At 44.4% G+C, this 21,627-nt stretch carries 23 protein-coding genes and 1 pseudogene; 17 read left to right on the top strand and 7 right to left on the bottom strand.

The annotated features are described in order from the left end of the window. The first annotated feature begins 87 nt into the window (after nt 1–87). The 4 genes from rpoD to RBH91_RS14460 all read left to right on the top strand — a co-directional run bounded on the left by rpoD (nt 88) and on the right by RBH91_RS14460 (nt 3,893). A complete protein-coding gene (gene rpoD, locus RBH91_RS14475; protein WP_076761897.1) occupies nt 88–1,209 on the top strand; it encodes an RNA polymerase sigma factor RpoD in 1,122 nt (373 codons plus the stop codon). 372 nt (nt 1,210–1,581) lie between these two features. Next, nucleotides 1,582–1,941 carry a cytochrome c550 gene (gene cccA / locus RBH91_RS14470; protein WP_076761896.1) on the top strand — a complete coding sequence of 120 codons (360 nt, stop codon included), beginning with the start codon at nt 1,582–1,584 and terminating at the stop codon, nt 1,939–1,941. A gap of 121 nt (nt 1,942–2,062) precedes the next feature. Continuing rightward, nucleotides 2,063–2,779, top strand: coding sequence for a tRNA (adenine(22)-N(1))-methyltransferase (locus tag RBH91_RS14465; protein ID WP_076761895.1), 717 nt, complete (start codon nt 2,063–2,065; stop codon nt 2,777–2,779). After that, a complete protein-coding gene (locus RBH91_RS14460) occupies nt 2,772–3,893 on the top strand; it encodes a Nif3-like dinuclear metal center hexameric protein (protein ID WP_307892017.1) in 1,122 nt (373 codons plus the stop codon). The genes RBH91_RS14465 and RBH91_RS14460 overlap by 8 nt, the downstream gene beginning before the upstream one ends. 28 nt (nt 3,894–3,921) lie before the next feature. On the opposite strand, the gene RBH91_RS14455 is transcribed toward RBH91_RS14460, so the two are convergent. After that, nucleotides 3,922–4,866 carry a 4-hydroxy-3-methylbut-2-enyl diphosphate reductase gene (locus RBH91_RS14455; RefSeq protein ID WP_076761893.1) on the bottom strand — a complete coding sequence of 315 codons (945 nt, stop codon included), beginning with the start codon at nt 4,864–4,866 and terminating at the stop codon, nt 3,922–3,924. Nucleotides 4,867–4,992: 126 nt separating this feature from the next. Next, nucleotides 4,993–5,619, bottom strand: a complete 627-nt coding sequence (gene vrrA, locus RBH91_RS14450) for a VrrA/YqfQ family protein (RefSeq protein WP_307892016.1) — start codon at nt 5,617–5,619, stop codon at nt 4,993–4,995. 260 nt (nt 5,620–5,879) lie between these two features. On the opposite strand from vrrA, the gene RBH91_RS14445 reads away from it, so the two are divergent. Together RBH91_RS14445 and RBH91_RS14440 are read left to right on the top strand one after the other, a co-directional pair. Then, nucleotides 5,880–7,199 carry a DEAD/DEAH box helicase gene (locus RBH91_RS14445; RefSeq protein WP_076761891.1) on the top strand — a complete coding sequence of 440 codons (1,320 nt, stop codon included), beginning with the start codon at nt 5,880–5,882 and terminating at the stop codon, nt 7,197–7,199. 11 nt (nt 7,200–7,210) lie between these two features. Beyond that, nucleotides 7,211–8,104, top strand: coding sequence for a deoxyribonuclease IV (locus RBH91_RS14440; protein WP_307892015.1), 894 nt, complete (start codon nt 7,211–7,213; stop codon nt 8,102–8,104). A 27-nt stretch (nt 8,105–8,131) separates the two neighbouring features. Here RBH91_RS14440 and RBH91_RS14435 read toward each other — a convergent pair whose 3' ends face one another. After that, nucleotides 8,132–8,386 carry a DUF2624 domain-containing protein gene (locus tag RBH91_RS14435; protein ID WP_076761889.1) on the bottom strand — a complete coding sequence of 85 codons (255 nt, stop codon included), beginning with the start codon at nt 8,384–8,386 and terminating at the stop codon, nt 8,132–8,134. A gap of 131 nt (nt 8,387–8,517) precedes the next feature. Between RBH91_RS14435 and RBH91_RS14430 the strand changes: the two genes are divergently transcribed. From RBH91_RS14430 to RBH91_RS14415, 5 genes and pseudogenes are all read left to right on the top strand, one after another. After that, nucleotides 8,518–9,399: a YitT family protein gene (locus RBH91_RS14430; RefSeq protein WP_307892014.1), complete on the top strand. Its 882-nt coding sequence runs from the start codon at nt 8,518–8,520 to the stop codon at nt 9,397–9,399. A gap of 158 nt (nt 9,400–9,557) precedes the next feature. Continuing rightward, nucleotides 9,558–9,983, top strand: a pseudogene (locus tag RBH91_RS22725) (metal ABC transporter ATP-binding protein); the annotation flags it as partial. Nucleotides 9,984–9,989: 6 nt separating this feature from the next. Next, nucleotides 9,990–10,313, top strand: coding sequence for an AAA family ATPase (locus RBH91_RS22720; protein ID WP_404802516.1), 324 nt, complete (start codon nt 9,990–9,992; stop codon nt 10,311–10,313). Further along, the gene (locus RBH91_RS14420; RefSeq protein ID WP_076761886.1) at nt 10,313–11,173 is read left to right on the top strand and encodes a metal ABC transporter permease; all 861 of its coding nucleotides are present in this window, start codon (nt 10,313–10,315) and stop codon (nt 11,171–11,173) included. The genes RBH91_RS22720 and RBH91_RS14420 overlap by 1 nt, the downstream gene beginning before the upstream one ends. Further along, nucleotides 11,151–11,579, top strand: coding sequence for a zinc uptake transcriptional repressor Zur (locus RBH91_RS14415; RefSeq protein WP_076761885.1), 429 nt, complete (start codon nt 11,151–11,153; stop codon nt 11,577–11,579). The genes RBH91_RS14420 and RBH91_RS14415 overlap by 23 nt, the downstream gene beginning before the upstream one ends. 70 nt (nt 11,580–11,649) lie before the next feature. Here RBH91_RS14415 and RBH91_RS14410 read toward each other — a convergent pair whose 3' ends face one another. After that, on the bottom strand, nt 11,650–12,234 hold the full coding sequence (locus tag RBH91_RS14410) for a hypothetical protein (protein WP_307892013.1): 585 nt from the start codon (nt 12,232–12,234) through the stop codon (nt 11,650–11,652). Between the two features lie 138 nt (nt 12,235–12,372). On the opposite strand from RBH91_RS14410, the gene RBH91_RS14405 reads away from it, so the two are divergent. Next, on the top strand, nt 12,373–12,750 hold the full coding sequence (locus RBH91_RS14405) for an MFS transporter (RefSeq protein ID WP_076761883.1): 378 nt from the start codon (nt 12,373–12,375) through the stop codon (nt 12,748–12,750). Nucleotides 12,751–12,789: 39 nt separating this feature from the next. Here RBH91_RS14405 and ispG read toward each other — a convergent pair whose 3' ends face one another. The 3 genes from ispG to RBH91_RS14390 form a co-directional block, all read right to left on the bottom strand. Then, the gene (gene ispG, locus RBH91_RS14400) at nt 12,790–13,908 is read right to left on the bottom strand and encodes a flavodoxin-dependent (E)-4-hydroxy-3-methylbut-2-enyl-diphosphate synthase (RefSeq protein ID WP_094777335.1); all 1,119 of its coding nucleotides are present in this window, start codon (nt 13,906–13,908) and stop codon (nt 12,790–12,792) included. Between the two features lie 107 nt (nt 13,909–14,015). After that, nucleotides 14,016–14,321 carry a LysM peptidoglycan-binding domain-containing protein gene (locus RBH91_RS14395; RefSeq protein WP_076761881.1) on the bottom strand — a complete coding sequence of 102 codons (306 nt, stop codon included), beginning with the start codon at nt 14,319–14,321 and terminating at the stop codon, nt 14,016–14,018. Between the two features lie 96 nt (nt 14,322–14,417). Continuing rightward, nucleotides 14,418–15,176, bottom strand: a complete 759-nt coding sequence (locus tag RBH91_RS14390) for a DUF1189 domain-containing protein (RefSeq protein WP_307892012.1) — start codon at nt 15,174–15,176, stop codon at nt 14,418–14,420. A 146-nt stretch (nt 15,177–15,322) separates the two neighbouring features. On the opposite strand from RBH91_RS14390, the gene RBH91_RS14385 reads away from it, so the two are divergent. The 5 genes from RBH91_RS14385 to RBH91_RS14365 all read left to right on the top strand — a co-directional run bounded on the left by RBH91_RS14385 (nt 15,323) and on the right by RBH91_RS14365 (nt 21,568). Further along, the gene (locus tag RBH91_RS14385; RefSeq protein WP_076761879.1) at nt 15,323–15,808 is read left to right on the top strand and encodes a DUF456 domain-containing protein; all 486 of its coding nucleotides are present in this window, start codon (nt 15,323–15,325) and stop codon (nt 15,806–15,808) included. 181 nt (nt 15,809–15,989) lie between these two features. Continuing rightward, nucleotides 15,990–16,598 carry a superoxide dismutase SodA gene (sodA, locus tag RBH91_RS14380; protein WP_307892011.1) on the top strand — a complete coding sequence of 203 codons (609 nt, stop codon included), beginning with the start codon at nt 15,990–15,992 and terminating at the stop codon, nt 16,596–16,598. Between the two features lie 329 nt (nt 16,599–16,927). After that, complete coding sequence (locus RBH91_RS14375; RefSeq protein ID WP_076761877.1) at nt 16,928–18,214, top strand: MFS transporter; 1,287 nt, start codon at nt 16,928–16,930, stop codon at nt 18,212–18,214. 111 nt (nt 18,215–18,325) lie between these two features. Next, the gene (locus RBH91_RS14370) at nt 18,326–20,446 is read left to right on the top strand and encodes a peptidoglycan D,D-transpeptidase FtsI family protein (protein ID WP_307892010.1); all 2,121 of its coding nucleotides are present in this window, start codon (nt 18,326–18,328) and stop codon (nt 20,444–20,446) included. 204 nt (nt 20,447–20,650) lie between these two features. Next, nucleotides 20,651–21,568 carry a phosphate ABC transporter substrate-binding protein gene (locus tag RBH91_RS14365; RefSeq protein ID WP_307892009.1) on the top strand — a complete coding sequence of 306 codons (918 nt, stop codon included), beginning with the start codon at nt 20,651–20,653 and terminating at the stop codon, nt 21,566–21,568. The last annotated feature ends 59 nt before the right edge of the window (nt 21,569–21,627 follow it).

Genomic DNA, 21,627 nt, shown 5'->3' with positions numbered 1-21,627 from the left:
ATAAGGCTTTAACCGTGAAATAGGAACAAAATAAAGCGAAACGCTTTTTAGAATTCGTCTGTAAGTTTTGGAAGGAGGGATCCATGAATGGCTGATAAACAAGCACCAGAGACTGAAACTGAATTCACGTTTGAACAGGTCAGGGACCAATTGACAGAGGCCGGAAAAAAACGTGGGGTGCTCACATATGAAGAAATTGCTGAGCGCATGTCCAGTTTCGAGATCGAATCAGACCAAATGGATGAGTATTATGAATTTTTAGGAGAGCAAGGTGTTGAATTAATTAGTGAGAACGAAGAAAACGAGGATCCTAATATTCAACAGCTGGCCAAGGCCGAAGAAGAATTTGACCTGAATGATTTAAGCGTGCCCCCGGGCGTTAAGATAAACGATCCTGTCCGGATGTACTTGAAGGAAATCGGACGGGTAAACCTTTTGTCTGCTAAAGAAGAAATTGAATACGCGAAAAAGATTGAGGAAGGCGACGAGGAATCAAAGCGGCGTCTGGCTGAAGCCAACCTAAGGCTCGTCGTCAGCATCGCAAAACGGTATGTCGGCCGCGGCATGCTTTTCTTAGACCTCATTCAGGAAGGAAACATGGGTCTGATGAAGGCGGTTGAAAAGTTTGACTACCGTAAAGGATACAAGTTCAGCACATATGCCACATGGTGGATCAGACAGGCGATTACAAGAGCGATCGCTGACCAGGCGAGAACAATCAGGATTCCTGTGCACATGGTTGAAACCATCAATAAACTGATCCGTGTTCAGAGACAGCTTCTTCAGGATCTCGGCCGCGAACCAACGCCTGAAGAAATTGCAGAAGACATGGATCTGACACCGGAAAAGGTTCGTGAAATCTTAAAGATTGCCCAGGAACCAGTATCACTCGAAACTCCGATCGGAGAAGAAGATGATTCACATCTTGGAGACTTCATTGAAGATCAGGAAGCGACTTCACCGTCAGATCATGCAGCATATGAATTGCTGAAAGAACAGCTTGAAGATGTGCTTGATACACTGACAGACCGCGAAGAAAACGTATTGCGCCTTCGCTTTGGTCTTGATGATGGACGGACAAGAACATTAGAAGAAGTTGGTAAAGTGTTTGGGGTAACAAGAGAACGAATTCGTCAAATAGAAGCTAAAGCACTTCGTAAATTAAGACATCCAAGCAGAAGCAAACGCTTGAAAGATTTTCTCGAATAAATTTGAACGGGTCACAAGATCCGTTCTTTTTTATTGCCTGACTGCCTTTCTTTTGTATGAAAGCGCTATTATTGGTAAACTCGATTATATTTTACTTAATTTCTTTCGATTTTGCAAATATCCAAAAGTCTATTTTAAGACATTATAACCTTGAGATCATAGGAAAAGCCCTTTATAATGATTGTTGTAACCGTATTCAAAAAATGGATTTCAGATGGCAAATCAAACAATCAGCTTCCTCATTCATCATTTTGTCTAAAATGTGAACTTCATCAGCTTTTGTTTCATAACCGGTTTACTTTTTGTAAAATTAAAGTAGAATTAGAATTGTTTACATAAGGGGCTGGGGTAAATTAAAAAGGGGGATGTAAAATGAACCGCAATCCATTGATACCATTTTTGTTAATTGCCATTATGGGAATAGGCCTGGTTTTTATCCTATCTATTAAAGGGCTGTATGATGAAAAAGAAATTGCCGGCGAAGGGAACAAGACCGCTCAAGAAGACAAAGCGGATGCCTCGCCTGAAGAAATTTATAAGGCGAGCTGTGTATCCTGTCACGGTGAAAATTATGAAGGGGTATCAGGTCCTAAACTGCAAGGAGTCGGGGACCGCATGGATACAGGAGCAATTAAAGAAAAGATTGAAAAAGGCGGAAACGGAATGCCGGCCGGCCTTGTCCCGCAAGAGAAGCTTGATGATATGGCCAAATGGGTTTCCGAAATTAAATAGCAGCAAAAAGTCCTTTATTCAAAAGGACTTTTTTTGTGCAGGTATAGGCGCTTGGAAAATAAGCAATTTTTTAATATGATGGTAAGGGATAAAATGAATATAGAAAAGTAGTGATGGTTTAGTGAATGAATTAAAGTTGTCAAAAAGACTTGAGACGGTGGCAAAATACATACCTGAACATGCGGTGCTGGCTGATATCGGATCAGATCATGCCTATTTGCCTTGCTATGCCCTTTTAAATGGATTGGCCAAGCGGGCGATCGCCGGCGAAATTACAGACGGCCCGTTCAATTCTGCCAAAAATCAAGTGGAACGGCTCGAGCTGTCCGAACTCATATCGGTGCGGAAAGGCGACGGCCTTGAAGTGGTCAAATGCGGTGAAGCGGATGCGATTACGATTGCAGGAATGGGCGGAGCCTTGATCGCCGATATTCTGGAAAAAGGAAAGGACAAGCTGGAAGGGGTTAGGCGTCTGATCCTGCAGCCCAATATACATGCTTATCACATCAGGGAATGGCTCTACAAAGAGAACTATGAACTGTTAGATGAAGAGATTCTTGAAGAGGACGGCAAATTTTACGAAGTCCTTGCCGCTTCACCGGGCGACAAAGACCGTCCGTATAAGGGAATCGATTTTGAGATTGGCATGTTAACAGGACCGTTTCTGTCCAAAGAAAAAAACGCCGTTTTTATTAAGAAATGGTCAAGGGAGCTTCATCATTTGGAAGGAATTTACCGAGGCCTGGAAAATGCGGCTCCGTCAGCAGAAAATCAACAGAAACAGGAAGACATTCTAAAACGCATGAAACAGCTGAAGGAGGTTCTCGATCGTGGTTAAATCGATAAACGGAAATGAGATCATTCAATTGTTTGAACAATTTTCACCAAAATCTTTTGCCGTTGAAGGGGATAAAATCGGCCTGCAAATCGGCACGCTCAACAAAAAAATCAAAAATGTCATGGTCACACTTGATGTGCTTGAAGAAACAGTGGATGAAGCGATTGAGAAGAACGTTGACTTGATCATCGCCCATCACCCTCCGGTTTTCAGGCCGCTGAAACATGTCATCACAGATCAGCCGGGCGGGAGGCTGATCGAAAAATGCATCAAACATGATATTGCGGTTTATGCGGCTCATACGAATCTGGATGTTGCCGACGGCGGCGTCAATGACATGCTTGCAGAAGCATTGGGTTTAAAGGAAACAAAAGTGCTGGTTCCAACCTATGAAGAGCCTCTCAAGAAGCTTGCCGTCTATGTTCCGACAGATTATGAGGAACAGGTGCGGACGGCGCTTGGCGATGCCGGAGCAGGTCATATCGGCGCATACAGCCACTGTGCCTTTTCCGCAGAAGGAGTCGGCAGCTTCCGTCCGCTCGAGGAAGCTGACCCGTTTATCGGCGAGTCGGGCAAGCTTGAGCGGGTTGAGGAGGTAAGGGTTGAGACCGTCTACCCTTCAGGCATCGAAAAAGCCGTTATAAAAGCGATGAAGAAGGCTCATCCGTATGAAGAAGTCGCCTTTGACATCTTTCCGGTCGAGCAGACTCCGCTTCAAAAAGGGCTCGGACGGATCGGTGAACTGCAAGAAGAAATGACGCTTCAAGAATTTGCCCGCCATGTAAAGGAAAAGCTTCAGGCGAATGGAGCCCGGATGGTCGGAAAGCATGATGCAAAAGTGAAAAAAGTCGCCGTGCTAGGCGGAGATGGGAATAAATATATCCACCAGGCGAAAAGAATGGGAGCCGATGTGTATGTGACAGGTGACCTTTATTTCCATACCGCGCATGATGCCATGATGATCGGCCTGAATGTCGTGGATCCGGGGCATTATGCCGAACAGATCATGAAAGACGGGGTTACAAAAAAACTGTCGGCAATGTGTGAAAAGAAAAAGTACGATGTTGCGATTTTCCCTTCGGAAACCAATACAAACCCGTTTGCGTTTATATAAAAAGAAAACCTGAAGCTGATCAGCGGCTTCAGGTTTTTGTTTTTACTTTAGGAAGTATTTTTTGCAGCGGAACATGATGACCGATGCTCCATGTGGATGGATCATCATGGTCAAACTGCTCTAAAAAGCGTATGACTTCTTTTGTAATCGGCGTCGGTGTCGACGCTCCGGCTGTCACAGCCACCGTCTCAACACCTTCAAGCCATTCCAGTTTTAATTCGCTTAAATCCCCGATCCGATATGCTTTCGTCCCGGCAATTTCTTCAGAGACTTGTGCGAGGCGATTGGAGTTATTGCTTTTCGGATCGCCGACGACGATCGTCAAATCGGCTTTTTTCGCCTGTTCAGACACCGCTTCTTGCCGAACTTGGGTTGCCAGGCAGATTTCCTGGTGAAATTCGACGTGCGGGTACTTTTCTTTTACCATTTCCATAATATCATAGACATCCCATTGAGACATCGTTGTCTGGTTTGTGACGATCAGTTTGTCTGATTCAACCTCCAGGCGCTCCACATCTTCCACGGTTTCGACAAGATGAACGATATCAGGGGCGACGCCTACGGCGCCTTCGGGTTCAGGATGCCCTTTCTTTCCGATATAGATGATGTGGTAGCCTTCCGCCTTCATTTTCCGGATTAAGTCATGTGTTTTCGTTACATCAGGGCAGGTGGCGTCAATGGCGACGAGCCCCTTCTCTTCAGCCGCTTTGCGGACTTCTGGAGATACACCGTGAGCGGTAAAAATAACGGTTCCTTTGTCAACCTTATTCAAAATGTCAAGCCGGTTTGGACCGTCAAGCGTATAGATGCCCTCTTTTTCAAATGCATCTGTGACATGTTTGTTATGAACGATCATTCCTAAAATATATATAGGTCTTGGCAGACTTTTATCAAGAGCCGCGTTTTTAGCGATGACCATGGCATCAACGACCCCATAGCAATACCCGCGCGGCGAAATTTTAATTACGTCCATCCTTTAGTCCTCCTAAAAAGAAGTAAGAGCCGGGCATGATAAAAAGCCGTAAAAAACGGCTCCCTTATATTGTTGCAGTCTCTTAGACCTCATTATATCTGATCCAGGAGGAGATATCAAAGAATGTTATATATACAGTTTAGGTTTTGATCCTCCGGTTTTTCTTTGTTTAGGCGAAGGCGCAGAGCGGCCGGATGTTTGAAGACTGTCTTTTTCCGGTTTTGCGGACTCCTTTTTTTCCTCTTGCTTTTTACTGGTTTCTGCTTTCACTTCCGGTTCGTCTTTTTCCTTTTCATGATCCTCCGTTTCACTGTCTTCAGAATTCAGCTGTCTAAACATTTTCACCATTCCCGGCAGATTGCGGACGAGCGGGCCGTATTGCTGAATCATCGGGGTCACTTGCTGGGCCACTCCCAGCGCTTTTTGCACATTGCCGAGCAAGCTTGATAGTGAAGCAGGGTTGGCGAGCCCCTGTATTCCCCCAAGGCCGCTTCCTGTTCCTCCGAGGCCGGCTCCTGTTCCTCCTGATGCAGCTGATCCGCCGGGCAGAAATTTGGACAGCAATCCTTGAATCCCGCCTCCGCGGGTTCCGGCTTGCTGCTGAGCCTGGCCCATCTGATTCAAAAATGGCTGAAATCCCTGCCGCTGTCCGTGAGGCTGGCGCACCCCCATTCCTGGATTTCTCTGCAGTACAGTTCTGCTTGGCCTCTGCGGCCCAGGCGGTCTGGGTCTCATAGGCTGCTGTGAAAACATACTTGTACCCTCCTTTCAAACTCCTTCTCTTGATAGGGTATGCAGACCTTGCACAAAGTGCTTTTGTCTCGGGCCGCAGAGCTCGGCGGCAAAGATGGTTTTTTTCCGCAGAATCAGTTATAATTTAATGATGGACATGATATCAGCCTTTTTTTAGCTGTCCGGCATAAAAAAGGATACATAAGCGCACAATTCAGCCATATAGGATAAAGCTTGGGGCGTCTTTCAAAACAGGCGGTTTCCAAGAAGGAGTTGGGAAAATGAAACAAACGAAATTCGAAATGTATGATCTAAAGCCGTTTATCATAGAGGCCGTTCACCAATTAGGGTTTTATGAGCCGACAGATATCCAAAAAAGATTAATCCCGTCAGCACTGAAAGGGGAAAGCGCCATCGGGCAGTCGCAGACAGGGACAGGGAAAACCCATGCTTACCTGCTTCCGCTTTTAAGCAGGATCGATCCCAAAAAAGAGTTCGTTCAAGCCGTGATTACGGCTCCGACAAGAGAGCTCGCAAATCAGATTCATCAGGAAGTGCTGAAAATCACCAAGTTTTTAGGCCCTGATGAAGCGATTCGCTCAAAATGTTTTATCGGCGGAACGGATAAGCAAAAATCGATCGATAAATTAAAAACACAGCCTCATCTTGCAGTCGGAACGCCGGGAAGGATCGCCGATTTGGTCAGAGAGCAGGCGCTGAGCGTGCATAAAGCGGAATCGCTCGTCATTGATGAAGCGGATTTAATGCTGGATATGGGCTTTTTAGAAGATGTTGATTTTATCGGATCACATATGCCTGATCATCTGCAAATGCTTGTGTTCTCTGCAACGATTCCCGAGAAATTGAAGCCTTTCTTGAAAAAGTATATGGCCAATCCGAAATATGCGCACGTCGAGCCGATGCATATCACAGCTGAAAAAATAGAGCATGTTTTGATTCCTTCGAGACACAGAGATAAAAATCAGCTTTTGTTTGAGGTTATGACGCATTTAAATCCATACTTGGCGATTGTTTTTGCCAATACAAAAACAACGGCTGACGACATCGCCGCCTCTCTGGCCGAAAAGGGGATGAAAGTGGGGCTTCTTCACGGCGGCCTTACCCCGAGAGAACGCAAAAAAGTCATGAAGCAAATCGGCGACCTTGAGTTCACCTACATCATTGCCACTGACTTGGCGGCAAGAGGCATCGACATTAAAGGCGTCAGCCATGTCATTAACTATGAGCTGCCGGAGGACCTTGACTTTTACGTGCACCGCGTCGGCCGCACAGCGCGCGCAGGGTCATCGGGAACGGCGATGACGCTTTATGATACATCTGATGAAGATGCACTCGCAAAACTTGAACAGATGGGAATTGTGTTTGAAAACATGCGGATTGAAAAAGGCGAGTGGAAAAAGATCGACGACCGCAAGCGCCGTCAAAATCGCAAGCGAACGCCTGATGAGACGGATGAAGTCGCCAAACGGCTTGTGAAAAAACCGAAGAAAGTCAAGCCGGGCTATAAGAAAAAAATGAAAACAGAAATCAATAAAATAAAAAGACAGGAAAAAAGAAAACAATTCAGAAAAGGAAAGTAGGGGAAACAGTTTTGTTGAAAATCGGTTCACACGTCTCAATGAGCGGAAAACATATGCTGCTTGCCGCCAGCCGGGAAGCAAGCTCTTACGGCGCCAACACGTTCATGATCTACACCGGGGCGCCGCAAAACACGCGCAGAAAAAAAATAGAGGATTTGAATATTGAAGCGGGACGGGCTCACATGGAAGAGCACGGCATTTCTGAAATCGTCGTTCATGCGCCGTATATCATCAATATCGCCAATACGACAAACCCGGCTACATTCGAGCTCGGCGTTGATTTTCTCCGTTCTGAAATTGCAAGGACGGCGGCAATTGGCGCTAAACAAATCGTCCTTCACCCAGGAGCTCACGTAGGCGCAGGAGCTGAAACAGGCATAAAAAAAATCATCGAAGGGCTGAACGAAGTCATAGACCCGGACCAGGGTGTGCAAATCGCCCTGGAAACGATGGCGGGCAAAGGTTCGGAATGCGGCCGGACATTTGAAGAGCTTGCACAAATCATCGACGGCGTCACTCACAATGAACATTTGTCCGTCTGCTTTGATACGTGCCATACCCATGATGCAGGCTATGATGTGGTTTCAGATTTTGACGGCGTGTTAAACGAATTTGATAAAATCATCGGGATTGACCGTTTAAAAGTGCTTCATATCAACGACAGCAAAAATGTAAAAGGTGCAAAAAAAGACCGTCATGAAAACATCGGTTTTGGGGAAATCGGCTTTGATGCACTTCAATATGTCGTTCATCACGACCAGCTTGCAGATATTCCAAAAATCCTTGAAACGCCTTATGTAGGAGAAGATAAAAAGAATAAAAAGCCCCCATATCGGTTCGAAATCGAAATGCTCAAGAATAAAGCGTTTGACGAAGGGCTTTTGGAGAAAATTAAACAGCAATAACAAAAGGGGCCTTATTTTAGCCCCTTTTTATGATAAGTATTGTGCGAACAGCTGATTCAGCAGCTGGACGGCTTCTTTTGAGGTGACCGCCTCAACCTGCCTAAGCAGTTTATTTCGCTCTTCTTCATTAAAAATATTAATGTTTTTTCCGTTGACGAGCTTTTCCACCTCGAGCGCCTGCTGTTTTGTCACATGAATTTCGTATTGTTTAGCGTACTTCAGCACCTCATCAGCCGTCACCTGATTTAAGCGCTGCAGTACGATTTTTTGAAATAAAATCACGTCCCATTCCTCCCCTCTGAACTAATGTATGGCGGAAAATTAAAAATGTGTCATTTTTTTATTTCTCCCTGTTAAATGATATGATGATGAATAGGAGCAGTTGGCCAGTTCGGATAAAAAGGAGAGACAGCATGGCAACAAAAAAACAGCATAAAAAAGAATCAGCGGTCCGTTTGTTGTTTCGGATCATCATGATTCTGATCGGTGCTGCCTGTGCAGCCGCAAGCATTGAATTATTTTTAGTTCCTAATAACATTATCGACGGGGGCATCATCGGGATTTCTTTAATTTTAGACTATATTTTTAAAGACACTCCTTATATCAATTTTGCCCTGCTCGTCGTGGTCCTCAACATTCCATTCATGATTTCCGGATACAAGCATATCGGAAAAACGTTTTTAATCTCCACGCTGATTGGAATCGTTAGTTTGTCAATTATTGAAACGTTGTTGCATCATGTAGAAGGGGTTACGACTCAGCCCGTTTTGGCAGCCGTTTTCGGCGGTTTATTGCTCGGATTTGGCGTAGGGCTTGTCATTCGTAATGGCGGTTCTATGGATGGAACGGAGATTCTCGGGATCTTGCTCACAAAAAAACTGCCTTTTTCAGTCGGCGAATTTGTGATGATGGTCAATGTCTTTATTTTTGCCTGGGCCAGCTTTGTATTTGGCCTGGAACAGGCGATGTTTTCAGTCATGACGTACTACATTGCCATGAAGACGATCGATGCCGTTATCCAGGGGCTTGATGAGACCAAAGCAGTCATCATTGTATCTGACCAATATGAGGAAATCTCTGATGCCCTTTTGCATCGTCTTGGCCGGGGGACAACAAAGCTCCGAGGAAAAGGCGGCTATTCAGATGAGGACACAGAAGTGATTTACGCCGTTGTCACAAGGCTTGAAGTGACAAAGCTTAAATCAATCGTATTCGATATTGATAAAAACGCTTTTATTACGATTATGGACACGCATGAAACGCGGGGAGGCAGGTTTAAAACGGCCATCCATTAGGCTTTTATTTACTTTTTTAAAGATTATATGTATAATTGAACTGGTCAATCGGTGAAAATGGCTTGCTGGAATTCGGCTGCCATTTTCTTTTTGTGTGATAAATCGTAATGATTCTGGAGAATTTGAAGGTGAACGAAGTGAAACAACCCATTATCGAAATGAGACATATATCATATTCCTATGATCATCGCAATGTGATAGAGGATATTAATTTAACGGTTGATGAAGGGGCTTTTCTCGGTTTGGTCGGTCCGAACGGATCGGGAAAAACAACTTTGTTGAAGTGCATACTCGGTCTGATAAAACCGCAAAAAGGGGAGCTTAAATTATTCGGTGTCCCTCTTAAAAAATTCAAGGACTGGAGCAAGATCGGTTTTGTTTCCCAAAAGGCAAACAGCTTTAACACCGGGTTCCCGGCATCAGTGCATGAGGTGGTGGCAAGCGGTTTAACCGCAAAACTCGGCTTGTTTAGACGAATGTCAAAAGCTGATAAGCAAAAAGTGGCAGAGGCGATTGAGGCTGTCGGGATCACTCCGCTGAAAGACAGAAACATCGGCGAGCTATCCGGAGGGCAGCAGCAGAGAACATTTATCGCAAGAGCGCTCGTAAGCGAACCAAAGCTGCTTATTCTTGACGAACCGACGGTCGGAGTCGATCAAAAAACGGTTGAAGGCTTTTATCAGCTCTTGGAAAAATTGAATCGGGAAAAAGGGATTACGTTGATTCTTGTCACCCATGATGTCGGTACAGTTTCCGATAAAGTCACACATGTTGCCTGTATGAATAAACATCTTCATTTTCATGGCAATACAGACGAGTTTGAGTCGATGACAGATCAAGACCTCTCGCAGTTTTACGGGCATGATGTCCAGGCCATCAGCCACAACCACCATCATCATGGAGGACACGAATAATGCTGACACCTTTTTTTCATTATGAATTTTTGCAAAACGCATTTATTTCAGGAATATTAATCGGTCTTATCGCACCGCTGCTCGGCGTCTTTATCGTTGTCAGGCGCCTCTCGCTGATCGCTGATGCGCTCAGCCACGTTTCTTTAGCCGGAATTGCTGCGAGCCTATATTTAGGGAAGCAGTTTACGATGCTGGCAGGAGTCAGCCCGATCTATTTCGGAATGATGTTTTCGGTTGCTGGGTCTTTAATTATTGAAAGGCTCAGGACGGTTTATAAGCATTATCAGGAGCTGGCGATTCCAATCATTATGTCGGGAGGCATCGGTGTTTCCGTTATTTTTATTTCGCTTGCGGAAGGATTTAATACAGATCTCTTCAGCTACCTGTTCGGCAGTGTGAGTGCGGTGTCAAGGGAAGACCTGCTTGTGATCATCGGAATTTCCGCCGCAGTTCTGATCGTGATTTTCTCCCTTTTTAAAGAGCTGTTTTTGCTTTCGTTTGATGAAGAGCATGCCAAAGCATCAGGAATTTCCGCCAAATGGATTCATTTTATTTTTATTTTGATCGTGGCGCTTGTGATTGCTGCTTCCATGAGAATCGTTGGCACATTGCTCGTTTCTGCGCTGATGACGCTCCCTGTAGCGGCAAGCATGCGGATTGCAAAAGGATTTAAGCAGGCGATTTTCTTTTCCGTTTTGTTCGGGGAGCTGTCCGTCATTATCGGACTCGTGCTCGCTTATCATTTGGATCTTGCGCCGGGCGGAACGATCGTGCTGCTGTCTATTTTGATACTGGTGTTATGCATCAGCTATAATAAAATCAAAAGGAGGGTTCGCCGTGAACGTACAGGAAGCGCTTGATTTACTGAAGGAAAAAGGTTATAAATACACAAGCAAGCGGGAGGATATGCTTCAGCTTTTTAGTGATTCTGATAAATATTTAACGGCGAAAAATGTACTTTCCGCTTTAAATGACGATTATCCGGGTTTGAGTTTTGATACCATATACCGAAATCTGTCTCTGTTTGAGGAGCTTGGCATTTTGGAAACGACAGAGCTTTCAGGTGAAAAGCAGTTTCGTTTTAAATGCTCTTCTGTTCATCACCACCATCACTTTATCTGCATGGTTTGCGGCAAAACGAAAGAAATTGAATTGTGCCCGATGGAAAAGCTGACCGATGACCTTGACGGCTATCATATCAGCGGACATAAATTTGAAATCTACGGCACATGCCCCGGTTGTGAAGCGAACAGGATGGAAGCGTAGAACTTATCCGGTGCGATGGATGGTGATTCATCGCACCGGTTTTTTTATTGCAAAAAAGCATGTAAGGCGCTTACATGCTTTTTGCGGTTTCAATGGACTTCTCGTTTTTCCTGAGCCAGTCTGCTGCTTCATGCCAGCTGTTGACTCTGATAATATTTGAATCGATCGGCAGCTGATTGTAAGGCGTATTGAACAGCAGGACGGGGATATTGGCTTCTTTAGCGATCATTGTAGCATTTCCATGGTGATCTTCAAAGAAAACATCAATTTTATGTTTAAACACGGCTTCCAGTTTATCATGGCCGCCGACGTGTTCAATATGGTCGTAATGAACGTCTTTTTTGTGAAACCAGTTAAATGTAATATTTTCAAGGTGGCGTCTTCTCGCTGTAATATATATCAGTTTGTGCTGATTTTTCAGCTCATCAAGCGTCTGTTTGGCGTATTCTGCAAGCAATGCTTCCTGATAGATGCGCGGTTCGTTCTCATTCATCCATTCCCAAAAATCTCCATCGGAAATGTTCAAAATTTTTGTCAAGTCATAGTCTTTTATATCTTCCAATGTGATGGAAAGGCTGAATGACTCGTTTAAGTAGGGAACAAAAGTATCCTGGGCTGTGATCGTTCCATCAATATCAATTCCTAAATGTAACATGTCCACACTCCTTATCATCCATTCCTTCAGTGTATCATAAACTTTTAACAATTACAGTAAAGTTTAGCAAACATGAATTAGCTCCGGAATGTTTAAACTATAAATGCTCCTTTATGGACTAAAGAGGGGGGATAACGAATGGAAAAAGAACGAAAAGTTCAAGATCGTGGCCGCAACGGTTATGATGCTGATTTAGTCGATGCGACTTTAGATAATGATGAATTTTTAGAAGAAACAGCAGCAGAAGTTGCGCCGCAGCCGTATCGCGCGGAAAATGGCCGCAATGGTGAAGCGGGCAATGATGATGCCAATGTAGCTGGCGGACGTGTAACCGGATATATCGCCTTAGCGCTTTCGATTATTTCTTTGTTTATGCTTCCTGTACTGTTGGGAATTGCAGGGATCATTGTCGGTTATATAGCCAGAAGACAAGGAGCAGCTGGCTTAGGAGCCTGGGCGATGGGTATCGGTGCAGTTTCTCTCGTGCTTGGCATATTTATAGCACCATTTTTCTAACAGAAAAGCTTGACGGATTTCCGTCAAGCTTTTTGTATGTCATGTGTTTAATTTTTGTTTTTCAGCTTCCTGTTTGGCATAGTGTTCTTCGGCAAGCTTGTCGATTTCTTTCTTCAGCTCTTCTACCATTGTTTCCTCAGGTACTTTTCTTACGATTTCCCCTTTGCGGAAAAGAAGACCTTCGCCGCGGGCGCCTGCGATGCCGATATCCGCTTCACGGGCTTCACCCGGACCGTTTACAGCACAGCCGAGTACCGCGACTTTGATCGGTGCCTTAACTTTTGCGATATATTCTTCGACTTCATTTGCGATGCTGATCAAATCGATTTCGATCCGCCCGCAGGTCGGGCAGGATATCAATGTCGCCGCATTGGATGCAAGACCGAAGGATTTCAGCAATTCTCTTGCCACTTTCACTTCTTCAACCGGGTCTGCACTTAAAGAAATGCGAAGGGTGTTGCCAATGCCTTTGGAGAGTATTGCGCCAAGACCGGCGGCGCTTTTAACCGTTCCGGCAAACAATGTCCCGGATTCTGTGATCCCTAAATGAAGCGGATAATCAAATGCTTTTGCCGCTTTTTCATAAGCCTCAATGGCCAGGTTGACATCTGAAGCCTTCATGCTGACGATGATATCATGAAAATCCAGATCCTCAAGAATTTTGATGTGATGGAGGGCACTTTCTACCATGCCGTCCGCTGTCGGATAACCATATTTCTCAAGAATCCGCTTTTCAAGAGAGCCTGCGTTGACACCGATGCGGATTGGAATGCCTTTTTCCTTCGCGGCATTGACGACAGCCTCGACTTTTTCACGGCGGCCGATATTCCCCGGGTTAATGCGGATTTTATCGGCTCCGCCTTCGATCGCTTTCAAGGCGAGTTTATAGTTGAAATGTATATCCACGACAAGCGGAATGGATATCCGTTTTTTAATTTCAGGAATGGCGTCGGCCGCCCGTTCATCCGGACAGGCAACCCGGACGATTTGGCACCCGGCTTCAGCAAGCCTGTTGATCTCAGCGACCGTTGCCTCGACATCATGCGTTTTGGTTGTTGTCATGCTTTGAATGACGACTTCATTATTGCCGCCTATTGTTAACGGCCCCACTTTAACAGGGCGCGTTTTTGTACGATGTGTGATTTCACTCACTTGAATTCGCTCCTTAAGTATAATTCTGGAGCCGGCTGCTCCTTTTCTTATACCAAATCGTTTACAAGTCTTATTGTAACAGCCCGTTCATTAAACTGACAAGAAATTAACGTTCAATCCGGATAAACGGGGAACTTGTAGGTAGCCCCGGCCTGAATGCTGCCCGCCTTTACTTTCGGATTAAGTGCTTCAAAGTCTTCGGCGATTTGGTCTGCGGGAATATGTTTTTGTCCGATGATTGAAAAGACTGTCTGGCCGGGTTTGACGGTGACAGTCTTATATTGGAGGCTGTCTGCGGGAGCTTCCGCTGCCATAGTCGATACAGGCAGAGCATTTGGCGGGATGGTGCCTGATTTCAAGTCATAGTAAACAATGAACAAGGTTAGCAAAATGGAAAGGAACACGATAATACGCTTCATTAAACTTGTCCCCATTTCATTCATTTTTTACTATTTTACGCTTGTCCTCTTTTTAACATGACAACAAAATGAAGCACCAACCAATTAGGGCATCGTTTATCCTGCCGTTTTTTGTGACGGTGTTTCTTTAATGGCAAGAAACAGCATGATGAAATTGACAGCCCAATTTAATAAAAATTCACTCGGAACTACCGCTTGCAGACTGTCCATAATCGCAAAAAAGACAGTCGCCAGTGTGATGGAATATGCCGACATGACCCAAAGCTGCTTATAAGCAAGCTTTTTCTTCAGTCCGTTTCGAACCAATAATCCGATCACGGCAAGCACTGTGACATCGATAAATTTGCCCGCTGCGGTTGCCAAGAACAACAGGATGCACAATACCGGGACAATCACGGATTTATTTTGTTCGACGAGCGTCAGGATGTCCTGTTTTGTCATTTCCTCGGGCAGCATCGTATACGGCATTTCCTGGACTTGTCCGTCTATGGCGATGACGAACTTATCTTTCAGAATACCGACGGAATTCTGCTTGTCTTTAATCTGTTTTGTTCCATAAGAGTCGGTCGGATCAAAGACAATAACAAATCCGAATGACTGTGATTCAGTCGCTTTCTGTGCATCTGTGTGCAGTGAGCTGTCTTTAATGGAGAAATCGGGAATTTCTTTAACAGCAGATTGAAAGCTGTTCATTGTCTTCACGACACCGCTGCTCATGTGGTAAAGGTTTGGAAGAGCGGCAATGACGCTCAGTAAAAACACATATAAAATGGTTTTTCCTATTCCCTGAAATCGCGTTTTAGCAATCGCAGGAGTCGAATATGTACTTTTGTAAAACTGCTGGAATAAATTCATTCGGTTTTCACTTCCTATTTATATAGTGTATCTGCATTATTGTATCGTCAGGAAAGAATGAACACAAGGAACTTATGCCGGAAAGAGTGTTCCTGAAAAAAATAAGGTATAATAAAAACCATCATCATGATTGGAGGTGATCTGGAATGGACATTTTATACTGGCTCATCATTGCGGCAATGTTTGGAATTGCTTTTGTCGGCCTCGTCTATCCAATCATTCCGAGTGTCGTTTTTATCGTTGCCGGATTTATATTGTATGGATTTTTATTTACATTCGGGCATTACTCATACATATTTTGGATTATCGAAGGGGTTTTTACCGCTGTTTTGTTTGCGGCCGACTACATCACAAACCTTCTCGGGATTAAACGTTTCGGCGGCAGCAGGGCAGCGATATGGGGCAGCACGATCGGGCTTCTCATCGGGCCGTTTGTGATCCCTGTGGCTGGCATTATTCTCGGCCCGTTCATCGGAGCATTGGCAGGGGAGATGATCGTCCATCGAAAAGACATCAAAACCGCGGCCAAAATAGGAGTCGGTTCACTGATCGGCTTCATCTCGGGCGTGTTTGCAAAAGGCGTGATTCAGCTGATCATGATCGGCTACTTTTTATTTGCGGTTTTAAAATAATGCCGAATGATGTTTAAAATAAAGAGGGAAAGGTTAAAGTTTAGTATGTCCGCTGAAATGATTTGTGATCATTTTGTGAGCATTATCATTGAAACAAGCCCTTTCTTTTGATAAATTGAAATAGGAAAGGCTTGCTAAATGGCGGCATTTCAATACATACAACTTTAAGGAGGAATTGATAATGGCTTACAAACTTCCAGAACTACCTTATGCTTACGACGCGTTAGAACCGCACATCGACAAAGAAACGATGAACATTCACCATACGAAGCACCATAACACATATGTAACAAAATTAAACGATGCAGTGGCAGGCAAACAAGATCTCGAAAGCAAATCTGTTGAAGAGCTTGTAGCAAACCTTGATGCTGTTCCGGAAAGCATCCGCACAGCGGTCCGCAACAATGGCGGCGGACACGCCAACCATTCACTTTTCTGGACGCTTCTTTCACCAAACGGAGGCGGCGCTCCTTCCGGCGAATTGGCTGAAGCGATCGATAAAAAGTTCGGCAGCTTTGATCAATTCAAAGAAGACTTCGCTGCTGCTGCGGCAGGACGCTTTGGCTCCGGCTGGGCATGGCTTGTTGTCAACAATGGAGAGCTTGAAATCACAAGCACACCAAACCAGGATTCTCCGCTTTCAGAAGGCAAGACGCCTATTTTAGGCCTTGATGTATGGGAGCATGCTTATTACCTAAATTACCAAAACCGCCGTCCAGACTACATTAAAGCATTCTGGAATGTCGTGAATTGGGATGAAGTAGCACGTCTTTACAGCGAAGCAAAATAATATAGGCTGCAAAAAGGTCCGCGAAAAGCGGGCCTTTCATATTGTTGACAAAATCCTAAAACGGTTTAAAGTTTTAGGATTTTGTCATCCTTTCAGCTCAGAGTGATTGAAAACCTTTGCAGTCTAGGAAGGGCGAGCATCGGAGCAGAGCGAATGTTGGAATTCGTGAGCACCGACGCACAGGCCTGACAACGAATGCGAAGGTTTGTCAACACGCTGAAAGGTCCGCGAAAAGCGGGCCTTTTTTGTTTTTCGATTCTTTTGTTCTCAAGTACATAACTGACTTTTGATGAGACAGACTAATGTGTATCAGTAAAGGGGAGTCAGTTATGAGCAGAATCAAAAACATTATAGGCGATGTTGAAGTAAACAGAGATCTGCTGCTTTTGCTTACTGTCGGCGGCCTTTATTCGCTGAGCATTGCGCTTTCAAATACGTTTGTAAATGTGTACCTCTGGAAGCAGTCGGGAAAGTTTTTTGACTTGGCCATTTACAATCTGTCAATTGTTGTCATGCAGCCGCTGACTTTTATGCTCGCCGGTCGCTTGGCGAAGAAAATCGACAGAGTCTTTATTCTGAGGTTCGGCGTATCTTTTTTAGCCGTCTTTTATCTAACCGTCCTTTTGGCGGGAGAAAATGCCGGATCACGGCTGATCCTGCTTGGCGGTGTGCTCGGAATCGGCTACGGGTTTTATTGGCTTGCATTTAATGTGCTGACATTTGAAATCACTGAACCGGATACAAGGGATTTTTTTAATGGTTTTCTCGGCGTTTTAAACTCAGGCGCCGGCATGATCGGCCCGATCGTCGCTGGTTATGTCATTTCGAGACTTGCCGATAATACCGGATATACGGTGATCTTCAGCCTTTCTCTGGCTTTGTTTACGGTGGCCGTCGTCACTAGTTTCTTTTTAGGCAGAAGGGAATCGCGCGGCAGGTATATTTTGAAAAAAATCTGGGCGGAGCGAAATTCGGATGCCAACTGGCGCAGCATTACCAATGCCCACTTTTTCCAGGGGCTGCGAGAAGGGATTTTTGTTTTTTTAATCAATGTCTTTGTCTTTATCACGACAAAAAGCGAGCTTGCCTTGGGAAAATTCGGACTGGTGAATTCGGCTGTATCTTTTTTTGCCTACTATTTTGCGACAAGGTTCATTAAAAAAGGAGGGCGAAAAAAAGCCATTCTAATGGGCGGTCTCGTCTTATTTGGAGCCCTTTTCCTGATTTTGTTTCATATGACTTATGTGACACTGCTGCTTTACGCTGTGGCCATTGCGATCGGCTATCCGATTCTGCTTGTTCCTTACTCATCGCTGACGTATGATGTCATAGGAAAAGCGAGGTATGCGAGAAAGGCAAGAATTGAATATATTGTCGTAAGAGAGGTTTTTTTAAACATCGGGCGGATTATTTCCATTTTAGTTTTTTTGCTGCTTGTTTCGTTATTAAAAGAGGATTTAGGCATTCCGGCCTCTTTAGTGCTGCTTGGTGCCGGCCATACGCTGATTTATTATTTCATTAAAGATATTCGCTTGACAGAGCCGGCCCGGGAAACGGTCGGAAAGGATCCGCATAAACAAACAGCGGAGCCTAACTTTTTAGAAGGAAAAAGATAATTCATTTTTAAATCCAAGTGAAAATAGTAGAAAAATGCCGAAAAAAACTTTACAATATAGTTGGCACCTTTTCATAAGGTGTCTTTTCTTTATTTAAAGAAGGTGATGCATATGATGAAAAAGAAACAGAAAACTGAAAAACGAAAGTCGCTGCCAATCAGGCTGAATATATTGTTTTTCATGGCGTTTCTAATATTTACAGCTGTGATCGTGCGCCTTGGAATGGTGCAGATCGTGTTTGGCGAAGACTATACAAACGAAGTCCAAAAACAGGATGAAGTAGAAGTCTCTGCGACCGTCCCAAGAGGGAAAATATATGACAGGAACTTAAATACCATCGTAAAAAATAAACCGCTTAATGCTATTACATATACAAGAACATCGTCAACCTCACAGAAGGAAAAGCTGAAAGTGGCCAAAAAACTGGCGGATATGATCGATGTTGATTCTGATAAAATTACGGAGCGGGATAAAAAGGACTACTGGATTTTAACAAGGCCGAAAAAAGCTGCAAAACTGATCACCGCTCAGGACCGCCAGAAAGTTAAGGACGGAAAAATCTCCGAAGATGATTTATATCAGCTTCAGCTTGACAGAATTACGGAAGACGTGCTGAACGAATTAACCGACGAGGATTTGGAAATACTGGCGATCAAACGTGAGATGGATTCCGGTTATGCGCTGACACCGCAATATATTAAAAATAAAGGTGTAACCGCAAAAGAAATGGCCGTTGTCAGCGAACATCTTGACGAGCTTCCGGGTGTGGACGTGACTTCCGATTGGAAGCGCGATTATCCTTACAATGGGCTGCTCAGAACGATGATCGGCAGCATTTCCGACTCGAGTGAGGGGCTGCCGAAAAACCTGCTTGATCATTATTTGTCGCTCGGCTATAACCGGAATGACCGGGTCGGAAAAAGCTACCTTGAAGCTGAATATGAAGATGTGCTGCAGGGCCAAAAAGAGAAAGTGAAAAATATTACCGATCAATTAGGCAATGTCGTCGACACAGAAGTCGTTTCGGAAGGAAAAAGCGGAAAAGACTTGGTGTTAACGATCGATGTCGAGATGCAAAAAGAGATTGAAAAAATTATCGGGGATGAGCTGAAAAAGGCAAAAACTCAGCACAGCGCGCCTTTTCTCGACCGCGCATTCGTTGTCATGATGGATCCTAGAAATGGCGAAGTATTATCGATTGCCGGCAAGCAGCTTAAAAACGAAGGCGGCAAATTAAAGCTGGACGACTATGCCCTTGGCACGATGACATCCTCATATGCAATGGGTTCGGCTGTCAAAGGAGCGACCGTTTTAACGGGTCTGCAAACGGGAGCGATTAATTTAAATACGTCTTTTCTTGATGAACCGCTTTATATTGGAAAAGGTAAACCGAAAAAATCATGGTCAAGCAACTTGGGAACTCTGGGCATCCAGAAAGCCCTTGAGCAGTCTTCAAACGTGTTTATGTTTAAAACAGCGATAGCTGTCGGCAAGGGGCAGTATAAGCCGCATCAGCCGCTTGATCTGAACACGGAAGCGTTCGATACATTCAGATATTATTTCAATCAATTCGGCCTGGGCGTTAAAACGGGTATCGACCTTCCGAATGAAGCAACAGGATACAAAGGCTCTCAAAGGTTGCCTGGTTTCCTCCTCGACTATGCCATCGGTCAGTATGATACGTATACACCGTTGCAACTGGCGCAGTATGTCTCAACGATTGCCAACGACGGCTACCGGATGAAGCCCCGGATCGTTAAGGAAATCAGAGAGCCTGATTCGAAAAAAGGCATTGGAGCCGTCACTGAGTCGGTGCAGCCTGAAGTGTTAAACAGAGTGGATATGAGCAAGGAAGAAATTGAAACCGTCCAAAAAGGATTCAAACGAGTCATGACAAATGGTACGGCAGCTGGGCAATTTGCTTCTGCAACATATAAACCTGCCGGTAAAACGGGAACGGCTCAGTCTTTCTATGATGGACCTGACAAATCGAAAACCGGAGAGTCCACATACAATACAACACTTGTTGCCTATGCGCCTTACGACAACCCCGAGGTTGCGATTTCCGTAGTTGTTCCATGGGCTTATAATGATTACAGCAAGAGATATACAATTACGAACGATATCGGCAGAAAAGTGCTGGATAAGTATTTTGAACTGAAATCTAAACAAGCCAAAAATAATACAATCGAAAAAAATAAAGACAAGATAGAAGAAGAAGCAAATGAATAGGTCTTAAGTGCCTTTTTTCGAAAAACACCCGCATCATGCATGCGGGTGTTTTTTTGCTCTCTTTTACTTTCTTTCGTGCGGCCATTTATACAAAAATCAAGCTTATTTTACAAAACCTTAATAATTCATTTAAACAAGATTAACACTGAAAAGTTACGCTATACACGTAGGACAAATTACACATTTACGCGGGAGGATTAAGAAGTGAAACCATTTAAAAAAATCACACTGATGTTCATCATGTCCGTTTTAGTTGTCTTCGCAGCAGCTTGTGGGAGCGGTAGTACAAACGGCAGCGCAGATGAAGGCAAACAAAACGATAAAACAGAGGATAAGGCTTCAGGATCGTTAACGATTTCCGGATCTTCAGCGATGCAGCCGCTTGTCTTAGCCGCGGCTGAAAAATTTATGGATGAGAATCCAGATGCCGATATTCAAGTGCAGGCTGGAGGTTCTGGAACAGGCCTTTCTCAAGTGGCTGAAGGAACCGTTCAAATCGGAAACTCCGATGTCTTTGCTGAAGAAAAAGAAGGCATTCCTGCAAAAGAGCTGACTGATCATCAAGTAGCCGTTGTCGGAATGGCGGCAGCCATCAACCCTGAAGTGGGCATCGATGATATTTCACAAGATGATCTTAAAAAGGTTTTCACAGGGAAAATCAAAAACTGGAAAGAGCTTGGCGGGAAAGATCAACAAATCACTCTTGTCAATCGTCCGGATTCTTCAGGAACCCGCGCGACCTTTGTAAAATATGCCCTTGACGGAGAAACACCTGCTGAAGGAATCACTGAGGATTCTTCCAACACGGTGAAAAAATTAATTTCTGAAACGCCGGGAGCCATTGGATATCTTGCTTTTTCATATATCACAGATGACTCTGTCACTGCCCTGTCTATTGACGGCGTGAAACCAACTGCTGAAAATGTACAAAAAGGCAAATTTCCGATTTGGGCTTATCAGCATTCTTATACAAAAGGTGAGCCTGAAGGTTTGGCCAAAACATTTTTGAATTATCTGATGAGTGACGAAGTTCAAAAATCCATCGTTACGGATCAGGGCTACATTCCAGCGACAGATATGGAAGTAAAACGTGACGCAGATGGAAAGCAAACCGATAAATAATGAAAATTGAAGCAGGGAAAGTGTGCTCCTGACACTTTCCCTATTATCACTTGTTTTTA

This window comes from Bacillus swezeyi (assembly GCF_030908325.1).
GTDB classification, from domain to species: domain Bacteria; phylum Bacillota; class Bacilli; order Bacillales; family Bacillaceae; genus Bacillus; species Bacillus swezeyi.
The sequence above is the reverse complement of the archived record's forward strand: the minus strand, read 5'-3'. Positions and strand labels throughout refer to the sequence as shown.

Excerpts from the sequence above, each read along its gene's own strand:
- rpoD (WP_076761897.1), top strand. The coding sequence starts at position 88 with ATGGCTGATAAACAAGCACCAGAGACTGAAACTGAATTCACGTTTGAA.
- cccA (WP_076761896.1), top strand. The coding sequence starts at position 1,582 with ATGAACCGCAATCCATTGATACCATTTTTGTTAATTGCCATTATGGGA.
- RBH91_RS14455 (WP_076761893.1), bottom strand. The coding sequence starts at position 4,866 with ATGGACGTAATTAAAATTTCGCCGCGCGGGTATTGCTATGGGGTCGTT.
- vrrA (WP_307892016.1), bottom strand. The coding sequence starts at position 5,619 with ATGTTTTCACAGCAGCCTATGAGACCCAGACCGCCTGGGCCGCAGAGG.
- RBH91_RS14445 (WP_076761891.1), top strand. The coding sequence starts at position 5,880 with ATGAAACAAACGAAATTCGAAATGTATGATCTAAAGCCGTTTATCATA.
- RBH91_RS14430 (WP_307892014.1), top strand. The coding sequence starts at position 8,518 with ATGGCAACAAAAAAACAGCATAAAAAAGAATCAGCGGTCCGTTTGTTG.
- RBH91_RS14420 (WP_076761886.1), top strand. The coding sequence starts at position 10,313 with ATGCTGACACCTTTTTTTCATTATGAATTTTTGCAAAACGCATTTATT.
- RBH91_RS14410 (WP_307892013.1), bottom strand. The coding sequence starts at position 12,234 with ATGTTACATTTAGGAATTGATATTGATGGAACGATCACAGCCCAGGAT.
- RBH91_RS14405 (WP_076761883.1), top strand. The coding sequence starts at position 12,373 with ATGGAAAAAGAACGAAAAGTTCAAGATCGTGGCCGCAACGGTTATGAT.
- RBH91_RS14395 (WP_076761881.1), bottom strand. The coding sequence starts at position 14,321 with ATGAAGCGTATTATCGTGTTCCTTTCCATTTTGCTAACCTTGTTCATT.
- RBH91_RS14390 (WP_307892012.1), bottom strand. The coding sequence starts at position 15,176 with ATGAATTTATTCCAGCAGTTTTACAAAAGTACATATTCGACTCCTGCG.
- RBH91_RS14385 (WP_076761879.1), top strand. The coding sequence starts at position 15,323 with ATGGACATTTTATACTGGCTCATCATTGCGGCAATGTTTGGAATTGCT.
- sodA (WP_307892011.1), top strand. The coding sequence starts at position 15,990 with ATGGCTTACAAACTTCCAGAACTACCTTATGCTTACGACGCGTTAGAA.
- RBH91_RS14375 (WP_076761877.1), top strand. The coding sequence starts at position 16,928 with ATGAGCAGAATCAAAAACATTATAGGCGATGTTGAAGTAAACAGAGAT.
- RBH91_RS14370 (WP_307892010.1), top strand. The coding sequence starts at position 18,326 with ATGATGAAAAAGAAACAGAAAACTGAAAAACGAAAGTCGCTGCCAATC.